Annotated in this window: 9 protein-coding genes; 5 read left to right on the forward strand and 4 right to left on the reverse strand. The window is 66.4% G+C overall.

Annotated features, from left to right (window positions below; translation table 11 throughout):
- Nucleotides 1-169: 169 nt before the first annotated feature.
- Nucleotides 170-1,114 (forward strand): DivIVA domain-containing protein, encoded by a 945-nt coding sequence (locus tag LuPra_RS29190; protein WP_110174034.1) that lies wholly within the window; start codon nt 170-172, stop codon nt 1,112-1,114.
- 17 nt (nt 1,115-1,131) lie between these two features.
- Nucleotides 1,132-1,479, forward strand: coding sequence for a hypothetical protein (locus LuPra_RS29195; protein ID WP_110174035.1), 348 nt, complete (start codon nt 1,132-1,134; stop codon nt 1,477-1,479).
- 12 nt (nt 1,480-1,491) lie between these two features.
- Here the strand turns inward: LuPra_RS29195 and lepB are convergent, their stop codons facing one another.
- From lepB to LuPra_RS29215, 4 genes are all read right to left on the reverse strand, one after another.
- Entirely contained in the window at nt 1,492-2,181 is a 690-nt protein-coding gene (gene lepB / locus LuPra_RS29200) for a signal peptidase I (RefSeq protein ID WP_110174036.1), read from the reverse strand.
- Nucleotides 2,178-3,983 (reverse strand): translation elongation factor 4, encoded by a 1,806-nt coding sequence (gene lepA / locus LuPra_RS29205; protein ID WP_110174037.1) that lies wholly within the window; start codon nt 3,981-3,983, stop codon nt 2,178-2,180. Before lepA ends, lepB begins: the two co-directional genes overlap by 4 nt.
- A gap of 141 nt (nt 3,984-4,124) precedes the next feature.
- The gene (locus LuPra_RS29210; RefSeq protein WP_110174038.1) at nt 4,125-5,258 is read right to left on the reverse strand and encodes a citrate synthase; all 1,134 of its coding nucleotides are present in this window, start codon (nt 5,256-5,258) and stop codon (nt 4,125-4,127) included.
- A gap of 226 nt (nt 5,259-5,484) precedes the next feature.
- Entirely contained in the window at nt 5,485-6,981 is a 1,497-nt protein-coding gene (locus tag LuPra_RS29215; protein WP_110174039.1) for a cellulose synthase family protein, read from the reverse strand.
- A 174-nt stretch (nt 6,982-7,155) separates the two neighbouring features.
- Here LuPra_RS29215 and LuPra_RS29220 point away from each other — a divergent pair, with 174 nt between their 5' ends.
- Genes LuPra_RS29220 through rpoD form a run of 3 tightly spaced genes read left to right on the forward strand, consistent with a single transcriptional unit; the run spans nt 7,156 to nt 13,153 of the window.
- Nucleotides 7,156-9,618, forward strand: a complete 2,463-nt coding sequence (locus LuPra_RS29220; RefSeq protein WP_110174040.1) for an endonuclease MutS2 — start codon at nt 7,156-7,158, stop codon at nt 9,616-9,618.
- An 8-nt stretch (nt 9,619-9,626) separates the two neighbouring features.
- Nucleotides 9,627-11,390: a DNA primase gene (gene dnaG, locus LuPra_RS29225; RefSeq protein WP_110174041.1), complete on the forward strand. Its 1,764-nt coding sequence runs from the start codon at nt 9,627-9,629 to the stop codon at nt 11,388-11,390.
- Nucleotides 11,342-13,153: an RNA polymerase sigma factor RpoD gene (gene rpoD / locus LuPra_RS29230; protein WP_169812031.1), complete on the forward strand. Its 1,812-nt coding sequence runs from the start codon at nt 11,342-11,344 to the stop codon at nt 13,151-13,153. The genes dnaG and rpoD overlap by 49 nt, the downstream gene beginning before the upstream one ends.
- Nucleotides 13,154-13,174: the final 21 nt, after the last annotated feature.

Consider the following 13,174-nt stretch of genomic DNA (forward strand, 5'->3'; position numbering starts at 1 on the left):
CCTACCAACGTCGCGGACACCATTCCCGTCATCGATCGTCGGAGATCCGTCAGCTCCTGGTGACCGGTATCCGTGAAACCTGCAGTTTTCAAGCCGAATAGCTGCTGGTTTCCGCGTGGTACGGGATGTGCTCTTCCGAGCCGGTACTGACACGCAGGAGTCCAGGCCCATGAAAGTCACCCCGCTCGATCTTCGCCAGACGCACCTCTCGACGTCCCTCCGCGGCTTCGACCGCGACGAGGTGCGCGCCCTGCTGACCGATGCCGCCGACGACTACGAGGCGGCACTCCGGGAAGTCGACCGGTTGCGACAGGACCTTCAGAAGGCCGAGAACCAGCTTGGCGAGCACCGCGACCGCGAGATCAACCTCCGGAACACGCTGCTGACGGCCCAGAAGGTCGCCGATCAGATCCGCGAGAACGCCGGCAAGGAAGCCGAGGTGTTGCTCCGGGATGCCGACGTGCGCTCGCAGGCGATGCTGCGGGAAGCCGAACTGCGCTCGGCGTCACAGACCAGTGAGTCCGAGGCGAGGGCTCTCGCCCTTGTCAGCACGGCAGAAGCCAGGACCCTGGCGCTCACCACGGACGCGGAGTCGCGCGCGACCGCGGCAACACGCGAGGCCGACGCACGAGCCGATGCGACGCTACGCGAGGCGGACGCCCGCGCTGACGCCACGACCCGCGCCGCGGAGGCGAGGGCGGACGCCGCCCTGCGCGAATCCACGGCGCGAGCCCAGGCGACGCTGGCCGACGCGGAGTCACGGGCACACGCCATGATCACCGACGCGCAACTGCGCTCCGAATCGTCGGTCAACGAGGCGCAGGCACGGGCCGACGCCCTCGTACGTGAGGCCCAGGCGCGGGTCGACGTGCTGTTGCAGAAGGCGAACGTACGACTCGACGAACTCGAGCACGCGGTCGGCGAGATGCGCCTGCGCAAGCGCGACGTCGAGGGCACGCTCGAGCAGTCGATCGCCTCGCTCACCTATGCGCTGGAGTTCGTGCGCACGCAGGAATCGCGCGAGGACAAGGTGCGGATGCTCCGTCCGCGCCTCGCCGAGCAGGGTCACGACACGCAGTGGTCCCAGGGCGGAGAGGCCGCCATGCTGGGCTGACGCCCGGCAGGCTCGCCATGCTCCGCAACATCGTTCGTCTCGTCGTCCTCGGGCTGGTCGTACACGCGGCCGTCCGGATCGGGCCGGAGTTCTGGCACTTCCTGAAGTTCAAGGACGGGGTCACCGAGATCGCGAGTTACCCTGGCCGCAAGACCGACGAGCAGCTGCGCGATCGCATCCTGCAGCTGGCCGACCAGAACCAGGTGCCCATCGGCGCCCGGGATGTGAGGATCACGCGCGAGGGCAACCGCGCCCTGGTCTCCACCGCGTGGACCGCGCAGCTCGAGTACCTGCCGACACGGTTCTACCCCTACGATTTTATCGTCGACGTCGAAGGCCGCCCGGAGCGGTTCAACGGGTTCTAAGGCTTCGGAAATTTATTGAATCTGCTGCCCCAGCCGTCCCCAGCGCGTCTTGGTGACGAAGCCAGTGAGCCCGGCGAGCAGCTGCTCGAGGCCGGGCCGCTCGTAGTCGGCAGCGTCGCTCTCGAACGACCAGTACACCATCACTGCCCGCCCCTTCACGTACGACTGCGGCAGGAATCCCCAATAGCGGCTGTCCTGCGAGTTGTCGCGGTTGTCGCCCATCACGAAGAGGTGGCCTTGGGGCACGTTGACCGGGCCGTAGGTCTCGCGCTTGTCGAAGGCGGTCATCTCGCCGTCGGGACGAGGCGGCAGCAGGTAATGCACGTACGGCTCCTCGAGGGCGGCGCCGTTGATGAAGATCTTCTTGTGCCGGAGCTCGAGCGTCTCGCCCGGCAGGCCGATCACGCGCTTGATGAAGTCGCGCTCCGGGTCCTCGGGCGACTTGAACACCACGACGTCGCCGCGACGGAAGCTCCGGATCGGCAGCAGCGCCTTCTCGAAGGCCGCCGGCGCGAACAGGAACTTGTTCACGACCAGGTGATCGCCGATGAGGAGGTTGTTCTCCATCGAACCGGTCGGGATCTTGAAGGCCTGGAAGCACCAGGTGCGCACGAACAGCGCCAGGATCACCGCGATGACGATGGACTCGAAGTACTCGCGCGCAGTGGACTTGGGCGGTCCTGAAGGGGTGCTGGTCGTCATGCGTCGGTGCCCACCTTGAGGACGGCGAGGAAGGCCTCCTGCGGGATCTCGACCCGGCCGACGCGCTTCATGCGCTTCTTGCCTTCCTTCTGCTTTTCGAGCAGCTTCCGCTTGCGGGAGATGTCGCCGCCGTAGCACTTGGCAAGCACGTTCTTGCGGATCGCCTTGACCGATTCGCGGGCGATGATGCGACCGCCGATCGCGGCCTGGATGGCGACCTCGAACATCTGGCGGGGAATCAACTCGCGCATCTTCGCGGCAAGCAGCCGGCCACGCCCATACGCGGTGTCGCGGTGCACGATGATCGAGAGTGCGTCGACGGGCTCGCCATTGACGAGGATGTCGAGCTTCACGAGCGGCGAATCCCAGTAGCCGGTGACGTGGTAGTCGAGCGACGCGTAACCGCGTGACACCGTCTTGAGGCGGTCGTAGAAATCGAGCACCACCTCGTTGAACGGCAACTCGTAGGTGATGACGACGCGGCCAGAGGTCATGTACTCGATGTTCTTCTGGGCGCCGCGCTTCTCCTGACAGAGCTGCAGGATGCCGCCCACGTACTCGGCCGGCGTCAGGATGATCGCCGTGATGATTGGCTCCTCGAGGCGCGAGATGCGGCCCGCGTCCGGCAGCTTCGACGGGTTGTCCACCTCGTGCGTCTCGCCGTCAGTCGTCGTCACGCGGTACAGCACACCCGGCGCGGTCGTGACCAGGTCGACGTCGAACTCTCGCTCGAGCCGCTCCTGCACGATCTCCATGTGCAGCAGCCCGAGGAAGCCGCATCGGAACCCGAAGCCGAGCGCCGCCGACGTCTCCGGTTCGAACGCAAACGCCGCGTCGTTCAACTTCAGCTTCTCGAGCGCATCGCGCAACTCGGGATACTGATGGCCCTCGACCGGATAGAGTCCGGCAAAGACCATCGGCTTCATTTCCTGGAAGCCCGGGAACGGCTCGGCGGTCGGCCGCGCCGCTTCCGTGATCGTGTCGCCGATCTGCGCGTCGCCGAGGCGCTTGATGTTGGCGATGACGAAGCCGACCTCGCCGACGCCGAGACTCTCGACGGGCAGCGGCTTGGGCGAGAAGATCCCGACCTGGTCGATGTCGTACGACTGGCCGTTGATCATCATCGTCACCTTCATGCCGGCACGGATGGTGCCGTCGATGACGCGGATCTGGACGATGACGCCGCGGTAGGCGTCGTACCAGGAGTCGTAGATCAGGGCCTTGAGCGGCGCCTCGGACGACCCGGAGGGCGGCGGCACCCGTTCGACGACCGCTTCGAGGATGTCGCGGACGCCGATGCCTTCCTTGGCGCTGGCGAGGATGGCGCCGTCGGCGTCGAGCCCGATGATCTCCTCGATCTGCCGCTTGGCCTCGTCGGGCATCGCCCCCGGCAGGTCGATCTTGTTGATGACCGGGATGATCTCGAGGTTGTTGTTGGCCGCGAGGTAGGCGTTCGCGAGCGTCTGCGCCTGCACGCCCTGCGAGGCATCGACGAGGAGCAGCGCACCTTCGCACGCCGACAGCGAACGCGTGACTTCGTACGAGAAGTCGACGTGGCCGGGCGTGTCGATGAGGTTCAGGACGTACGGCTGGCCGTCGAGCGCCGTGTAGTCGAGGCGGACCGAGTGCGCCTTGATGGTGATACCGCGCTCGCGCTCGAGGTCCATGCTGTCGAGCACCTGCGCCTCCATCTCGCGGGCCTGCAGGGCACCCGTGAGCTCGAGGAAGCGATCGGCCAGCGTCGACTTGCCGTGGTCGATGTGCGCGATGATGGAGAAGTTGCGAACGTAGCGCGGATCCATGAAAAGCCCTTCATTATACCGTGGAGGGTCGGCTCCGCCTCGCGGGCTGGGGTGGGGCTGGGCTTTCGTAGGCGTCGAGCTTCAGCTCGACGCTGACCGTCGACCTGAAGGTCGACGGCTACGAAGATCTGAAGATGACGGCTATCGCTGGTCGCGCGGCAGGAATCGCTGCGGGTAGGTCGGGCCCACGTAGTCCGCGCGTGGGCGGATCAGGCGGTTGTTCGCGAGCTGTTCGAGGATATGGGCGGTCCAGCCGGAGACGCGGCTGACGGCGAAGATCGGCGTGTACAGGTCGATGGGGATGCCCATCGTGTAATAGGTGGACGCCGAGTAGAAGTCGACGTTCGGGAACAGCTTCTTCTCGCTCGTGACCACCTGCTCGATGCGCTGCGAGATCTGGAACCAGCGCGGGTGGCCGGCGCGTTCGCCGAGTTCCTTCGACATGCGGCGCAGGTGCGTGGCACGTGGGTCCTCGGTCTTGTAGACGCGGTGCCCGAAGCCGGAGATCTTTTCCTTGCGCGCCAGCTTGCCGCGCACGAACGCCTCGGCACGGTCGTCGGTCGCGTCTTCCCCGAGGTCGAGCAGCATCTTCATGACCTCGGCGTTGGCGCCGCCGTGCAGGGGCCCCTTCAACGTGCCGATTCCGGCGACGACGGCGGAGTGCACGTCACTGAGCGTGGCCGCGCAGACCCGGGCCGCGAATGTAGACGCGTTCAGCTCGTGGTCCGCGTGCAGGATCAGGCCGATGTCGAACGCCCGCACGGAGGTCGGGTCGGGTCGATTCCCCTTCAGCATGTACAGGAAATTGGCAGCCTGGCTGAGCGACGTATCGGGAGCGATCAGGCCGCCACCCTGCAGCATCCTGCCGTAGGACGCCACCAGGGTGCCCATCTGTGCCGTCAGGCGGACCGCCTTGCGGTAGTTGGCCGCGGCGCTGTTGTCGGACGCATCCGGGTCGTAGTGCGACAGCGCGGAGGCCAGCGTCCGCAGCAAGTCCATGCCATCGCCCGGCGGCAAGCTCCGCATCAGGCGGACGACGCCGTCCGGCAGGGCACGGGCGGCGGCGAACTGGGATTGAAGGTCGCCGAGCTCGGCGCGGTTCGGCAGGCGGCGATGCCACAGGAGGTAGCAGACCTCCTCGAACGTCGCCGACTGCGCGAGGTCGTGGACGTCGTAGCCGCAGTAGGACAGGACTCCGCGCTCGCCGTCGATGAAACAGATGGACGACGAGGTAGCGACGACGTCTTCGAGACCACCCTTGGCAGCTGCACTCATGGCGGGGTCAGCATAACCGCTGAACAAGGGACAAGGGACAACGAAAAAGTCACGAGCGATGACAACGGAAGAGGGATAAGGCACCCAGAAAAGCAACAAGGGAGAGGGAAACCGCCGCGGGGGCGACCATCTCCTTCTCCCTCGATATGTTCCTTGGGACTCGTCTCTTGTCCCTTGAAGCCCCTGCGACTTCTTCCCTGTCCCTTGTCCCTTGATCCGGCTCTGATTACTCTCCGGCGATCTGCGTGCTGAGCTCGGCCTCTTCGCCGCCGAACTGCTGCAGCAGGGACATGCCGCCCATGTACAGGAAGCCGACCTGGAACAGCACGAGGAACGGCAGCGTGCCGTAGATGCCGTTGGCGAGGGCGTAGAAGACGGTGCCGGTGAAGTAGAGCCCGAGGGCCAATTCGAGCATCGGCTGCCAGATCATCAACTGGTGGTACTTCTTGCCGATCCAGTCGTCGCCGTTGCGCTCGACGCCGTGCTTGGGCGTGCGGACAAACTCGCTCTGCTTGCCGAGGATCGCCTCGAGGACCGCGCGGGTGTTGTTGACCGAGAGGCCGATTCCCACGGCCATCAGCAGCGGCAGGTACTTCAGGCGGGTCTTCCAGTCCTGCGGATAGGCCTGCATCTGGCAGAACGCGTAGAAATTGACCACCGAGAACGTGGCCGCGAAGAACATCGGGATGTCGATCAGCAACATCTCCGACCAGCCCATGTTGTAGCGCACGTACATGGACGGGAACATCAGGACGCAGAGCGCCACCATCAGCAGGTAGTTGAAGTTGGCGCTGAGGTGGAAGAACGCCTCGGCCTTGACGCGGAACGGCAGGTCGGCACTGAGCAGCTGCGGCAGCAGCTTGATGCAGGTCTGGATCGAGCCCTTGGCCCACCGGAACTGCTGGGACTTGAAGCTGTTCATCTCCACCGGCAGTTCGGCCGGGGTGATGACGTCCTGCATGAACACGAAGCGCCAGCCCTTGAGCTGGGCGCGGTAGCTCAGGTCGAGGTCCTCGGTCAGCGTGTCGTGCTGCCAGCCGCCAGCCTGTTCGATGGCGTCGCGGCGCCAGATCCCCGCCGTGCCGTTGAAGTTGAAGAAGCAGCCGGCGCGATTGCGGCTGCCGTGCTCGAGCACGAAATGGCCGTCGAGCATGATCGACTGAATCCGCGTCAGCGTCGAATAGTCAGCGTTGATGTGGCCCCACCGGGCCTGGACCATCCCGACCTGCGGATCGCCGAACTGCGGCAGCGCGCGGTGCAGGAAGTCGGCCGGCGGCACGAAGTCAGCGTCGAAGATCGCGATGTAGCGGCCCTCGGCAACGTTCATGCCCGCCTCGAGCGCGCCGGCCTTGTAGCCGGTCCGGTCGGTGCGACGGAGATAGCTGATGTTGAATCCCTGGAGCTGCCAGCGACGGACCGCGAGGGCGGCGACGTCGACGGTTTCGTCTGTCGAGTCGTCCAGGACCTGGATCTCCATCAACTCCTTGGGATAGTCCATCCGGCAGACCGCGTCGATCAGGCGGTCCACCACGTACATCTCATTGAAGATCGGAAGCTGGATCGTCACGACCGGCAACGGGTCGAGTTGCGGCCGCGGCCCGGGCACGTGGTCGGCGTAGCGCTTGTACCAGTACACCATCACGTACCGGTGCCAGCCGTAGAACGCCAGGATGCTCAGGACGAAGAAGTACGCCGCAAGAGTGGCGAGTTCCGAGAGGTTCATAGACGGAGACAGTCTCTACAATTTTCGTGCCCAGGCACACGAATTGTAAATCGTACCGTACGAACGGCTGGGTGGTCAAACCAATAACGGGTTATCACGCACGCGGCAATCTGCTTCGTGATACGCTACGAGGTTCGTCCGCGCCGGATCCTCCAGCGTCGGCAGTCACCCACCATGCACGCCACCACGCTCCGCGCTCTCGAGTTCGATCAGATCGCAGCCGTGGTGCGCTCGTACGCGGTGACCCCTCTTGGCTCGCGCGCGCTGGACCGGCTCGTGCCTTCCACTGAGCCGGTGCGCGTCGCTGAGGCCCTTGACCTGACCGGTGAGGCGGTCCTGCTGCTGCAGGACCATCAGGCCTTCCCGCTTCGCGCCGGCGAGGCTGTCAGCGCCGCCCTCGATGGGCTCGCGCTCCAGGGCCGTCCCCTCGAACCGCTCCGGTTGCTCGCGCTGGCGGACTTCTTCGACTCGGTGGATCGCACCGCCGCGCTCGTGGAACGGGCCGCCACTCGCCTGCCGGCTCTCGCGGCCGTCGCGCGCCGGACCTCGCGCTTCGTGGACGAGAACGCCCGGGTCCGCAAGGCCATCAGCCAGCACGGCGACGTCCAGGATGACGCCAGTCCGGCCCTGGCCAGCGTCCGGGACAAGCTTCGCCGCCAGCGGCAGCGCCTCCGCGGGACGCTCGAGTCCTACCTGAGAGGCAGGGACACCGCGAAGTACCTCCAGGAGCAGGTCGTCACCGAGCGCAATGGCCGGTACGTCCTCGTGGTGCGAGCCGAGCACCGCGGCTCCATCCCGGGCCTGATCCACGGAGCGTCGGCCAGCGGCGCCAGCCTTTATCTCGAGCCACTCAGCACCGTCGACGTCAACAACGACATCGTCGCGCTCGAGGAGCAGGAGGCCGAGGAAGTCCGGCGGATCCTGCTCGCCCTGACCGATGGCTACCGCGCCCGGGCGGCCGAACTGCAGGCGACGCTGGCGGCAGCCACCGACCTGGACGTGATCCAGGCCAAGGCCCGGTGCTCGATGTCGTTCAACGGCGTCCGCCCCGCGCTCTCGCACGACGGCCGGCTCGAATTGCGATCTGCCCGCCATCCGTTGCTGATTCCGGCCGTGGCGCGCCGGCTTCCCGAGTCTGAAGGTCGCGTCGCCCGCGACACCGAGCCGGTCGCCAGCGATCTGCTCGTGGTGCCACCCGCCAAGGCGCTCGTCATCACCGGCCCGAACACCGGCGGCAAGACGGTGGCCCTCAAGACGGCGGGACTGCTCGTCCTGATGGCCCAGGCCGGCGTGTTCGTGCCCGCCGAAGCGGGTTCGCGCCTGCCGGTCTTCCGGAGCGTGTTCGCCGACATCGGCGATGAGCAATCCATTGCCGCCAACCTGAGCACGTTCTCGTGGCACATCACGAGCATCGTCGCGATGGAGAAGGCCCTGGCCCTGCCGGCGCTCGTGCTGCTCGACGAGGTCGGCAACGGCACCGACCCGATCGAGGGCGGCGCGCTCGGCGTGGCGATCATCGACCACTTCCGGCAGCGCGGCGCGGTCGTCGTCGCCACGACACATTACGAGACGATCAAGTCGTACGCGACCAGCACCGCTGGGGTGACCTGCGCAGCATTCGGCTTCGAGCCGGGGACGTTCGCTCCGACGTACCGCCTGATCTACGGATCGCCCGGCGGCAGCCTCGCCTTCGAGATCGCCGCACGCCTGGGGCTGCCCCGACCCGTGCTCGATGCCGCGCTCGCCTGGCGCAGCGACAACGAAGTTCGCCTCTCGGAGCAGATGGCGAAGCTGGATCGCGAGCTGCAGTCGCTCGACCACGAACGGCGCCTGACGGTGCAGGCCCGAGCCCAGGCCGAAGCGTCGGAGCGTCAACTGCGCACCCGCGAGGATGCGCTCCGTGAACGCGAGGCGCAGTTCACACGCAAGCTCGAACAGCGCCTGAACGAACAGCTCCGGGACGCCCGTGCGGAGGTCGACAAGGTCGTGGCGGATCTCCGCCAGCAGGCCGCCGCGCTCGAAAAGACGCAGCAGAAACGTATCGCGCCGATCCCGACTGGAGTCACCGGCGACCTGCGCGTGTCCGCTCGAACGGCGCTGGACTCGATCGCCGACCGGGTCCGCGAGGGAGGGGCGACGTTGCCGTCCGAGCCGGTGATGCCGCCGACCGCCGAAGCGGCCGGCCCACTCGCTGCCGGCGATCGGGTCGAGGTCGGGATCCTGCGCTTGCACGGCGTCGTCCGTACATTGGCGGGCAAGGACGCCGAGGTGGACGTCAACGGCAAGCGGATGCGGGTGAAGGTGGCGGAGTTGCGCAAGATCGGTGGCGCCGCGACGACGGCGGCGCCGACCGTCAACGTCCGCCTCGCGTCGCGCGGCGAGAAGACCGGCGGCGGCGCGGATTTGAATGTCATCGGTTGCACGGTGGACGAAGCCATCGACCGGACGGACAAGTTCCTGGACGAGGCCGCGATGCAGGAACTGCGGACCGTCCGGGTGATCCACGGGCATGGCACCGGCCGGCTGCGGCAGGCGCTCAGCGGCTACCTGAACGCGCATCCGTTGGTGTTGCGGGCGGCGCCGGCCCCCAACGACATGGGTGGTGGCGCCGTCACGCTGGTGGAGTTGAGGGACTAGGGTCGGACGTGCTTTACCCGCGGGAGCTCATCGACCAGATCCGGCATGCCGCGGATATCGTGCAGGTCGTTCAGGAGTACGTCCCGCTGCGCAAGGCGGGCACGACGTACAAGGGGTTGTGCCCCTTTCACGGGGAACGGACGCCGTCGTTCACGGTGAACCGGGACAAGGGGTTCTTCCACTGCTTCGGCTGCGGCCAGGGCGGTGATGTCTTCAAGTTCGTCGAACTCCAGGAGGGCGTGGGGTTCCACGATGCCGTGAAGCGGGTGGCGGCGCGGTGCGGCATCACGCTGCCCGAGGCGCCTGCATCGCCCGAGGCGCACGCGGAGGAGGCAGAGCGGGAGGCGCTGCTGAAGGCGCACGAACTGGCGCGGGCGTTCTACGCGGCCCAGCTCGCGAGTCCGGCAGGGACGGCGGCGAGGGAACTGCTGAAACGTCGGGATGTCCGATCCGAGGCGGTTGAAACGTTTGGAATCGGGTATGCCCCACCGTCGCGGGACATGCTGGTCCGGCACCTGAAGCAGCAGGGCTTCTCGCCCGGCCAACTGGTGCGAGGCGGATTGGCCGTCCAGCGCGACGACGGCAGCGTGGTGGACCGGTTCCGGCAACGTCTGTTGTTCCCGATCCACCGGGAGGGCGGGTCGGTGGTGGCTTTTGGCGGGCGGGCGATGGCCGATGATCAGGTACCCAAGTACCTGAATTCTCCGGAAACGCCGCTCTATACCAAAGGACGGGTGCTGTACGGGCTGCATTTGAGCAAGCACGCCATCAGACAGGCCGGCAGCGTCGTAATGATGGAGGGCTACTTCGACGTCCTGCAGGCGTGGCAGGGCGGAGTGGCCCACACGGTGGCGTCGAGCGGGACGGCACTGACGCAGCCGCAGGCGCAGACGCTCCGGCGTTTCGCCTCGAAGGTGGTGTTGAGTTTCGATGCCGACGGCGCCGGCCAGAACGCGGCGGCAAAGTCGGGGGATCTGCTCGTGGCCGAGGGCTTCCAGGTCAGCGTCGCCCTGCTGCCGGAGGGTGAGGACCCCGATACGTTCGTCCGGCGCTACGGCGGGGACGCCTATCGGGAGAAGGTGTCGCAGGCGCGGCCGTACCTGGACTTCGTGCTCGACCGCGCGGCGGCGCGGCACAACGTGAAGGATCCGACCGGTCGTGTCGCGTTCCTGAACGAAATGCTGGCCGTGGCCGCCCGCATCCCGGAGGCACTGGCGCGGGATCAGTTCGCGGATCGGCTCGCCCATCGCGCGCAGGTGGGCGAGGAGACGGTCCGGCAGGAGATTCGCAAGGCCGCAGTGACCAGGCAGGAGACCCTGCCCGACACGGCGCGCCGTGCGTCGATGCCTGGCCTGAGCCAGGCGGAACGTGAGCTCATCGTCGGCGTGATGACCACGCCGCGCGAGGCGATGCTCGCGATGGATGCGCTCGAGGATGCCGATCTCGAGCAGTTGCGCACCGGGCGGTTGTTGCGCCTGGTGCTCACCACGGACGTGCGGGACCCGGACCAGATGCCGGCACAGGTCCTGTCAGGTCTCACAGAAGAGGAGCGCCGGTGGGTCACCGGATTGACGATGAGCGCGGGCGTCGTGGCGACGCCCGAGTCGTGCGTACGAGTGATACGAACGCTGCGGCTGGAGCGGGAGCGGGCAAGCGTGCAGCGGGAGATCGACCAGCTGCAGGAGGCCGGCGGCGCGGCGAACACGGAGCGAATCCTGGCGCTATGGTTGCAAAAAAAGGCACTACTGGAACGGATCGAGGCCCTGAAGTGAAGACCGAGGATCGTCCCGCCCCGAGTACGAGGCGCGGACAAGCGGACGTGTCCATCGAGGACAAGTACGACGAAGTACGCCACCTGATCGCGATCGGCAAGGAGAAGGGCTATCTCCTGTACGACGAGGTCAGCGAAGTACTCCCAGCCGACATCACCTCGTCGGCCGAGGAGCTCGAGGACCTGTTCAGCACGTTTGGCAACGCTGGCATCGAGGTCGTCGAGTCCGAGCAGAAGTACCGCGAGGACAAGATGCTGGACCGCCCGGACACGGGCGAGGAGCCGGAACTCGATCTCACGCCGGGCGCGCTCGACAAGACCAACGATCCCGTCCGCATGTACCTGCGCGAGATGGGCACCGTCCCCCTCCTGACGCGCGAGGGCGAGGTCGAGATCGCCAAGCGCATCGAGCGCGGCAAGCTGGCGGTGATCAAGTCGATCTCGCGAACGCCGACGGTGGCCAAGAAGATCCTCGAGATGGGCGAGCAGCTGAAGGCGGGCCAGCGCACCATCCGCGAAATCGCGATCTTCACCGACGAGGAGGTCACCGAGGACCGTCTCGAGGAGCGCGCCAAGGAAGTCCTGAAGCAGATCGAGGCGGTCAAGAAGGCGATCACCGCCTTCAAGACGGCGGAGGTCAAGTTCGGCGGCATCAAGAAGGGCAAGACGAAGAAGGAGTACTCGACGTGGCGCAAGGCGCGCTGGTCGATGCTCCGCAAGCGGGTGGCGATCTCGAAGGCGATTCGTCGCATCGAGTTCACCGAGTCGGTCAAGCGGCGCCTGATCGAGGAGATCAAGGAGCAGGTCGAGGCGGTGCAGAAGCTGCAGCGCGAGGCCGACCACATCGAGCGCCAGGTCAACCCGACCGCCAAGGGTCGCAAGCCGAAGCTGAAGGAGGAGGAGAAGAAGGTCCTCCTCAAGAAGCAGAAGGACCTGCGGGCCGTCGTGCAGCAGATGTCGACCGACCTCGAGGAGACCCCCGAGCGCCTGCGCCACACGCTGGAGACGATCTACCGCGGCGAGATGCAGGCCGAGCAGGCCAAGAAGGAACTGGTCGAAGCCAACCTGCGCCTCGTGGTGTCGATTGCCAAGAAGTACACCAACCGCGGCTTGCAGTTCCTCGACCTGATCCAGGAAGGCAACATCGGCCTGATGAAGGCCGTGGACAAGTTCGAGTACCGCCGCGGCTACAAGTTCTCCACCTACGCGACGTGGTGGATCCGCCAGGCCATCACCCGCGCGATCGCCGATCAGGCCCGCACCATCCGCATCCCGGTGCACATGATCGAGACGATCAACAAGCTCATTCGCACCTCGCGTGCGCTGGTGCAGGAGCTCGGTCGCGAACCGACCTCCGAGGAGATCGCGCAGCGGATGGACATCCCGGTCGCCAAGGTCCGCAAGGTCCTCAAGATCGCGCAGGAGCCCATCTCGCTCGAGACGCCCATCGGCGAGGAAGAGGATTCACACCTCGGCGACTTCATCGAGGACCGCAACATCGTGTCGCCGGCCGAGGCCGTCATCAACCTGAACCTCAAGGAACAGACCGATGACGTGCTGAAGACGCTGACGCCGCGCGAGGAGCGGGTGATCAAGATGCGCTTCGGCGTCGGCGACGGCAGCGAGCACACGCTCGAGGAAGTCGGCCAGAACTTCGCCGTCACCCGCGAGCGCATTCGGCAGATCGAGGCCAAGGCGCTGCGCAAGCTGCGGCACCCGTCGCGCAGCCGCAAGCTCAAGGCGTTCCTGGAGGGCCGGTCGTAGCAGACGACCGCCCGCATCACG

The sequence above is a fragment of the Luteitalea pratensis genome (assembly GCF_001618865.1).
In the GTDB taxonomy this organism is placed as follows: Bacteria; Acidobacteriota; Vicinamibacteria; order Vicinamibacterales; family Vicinamibacteraceae; genus Luteitalea; species Luteitalea pratensis.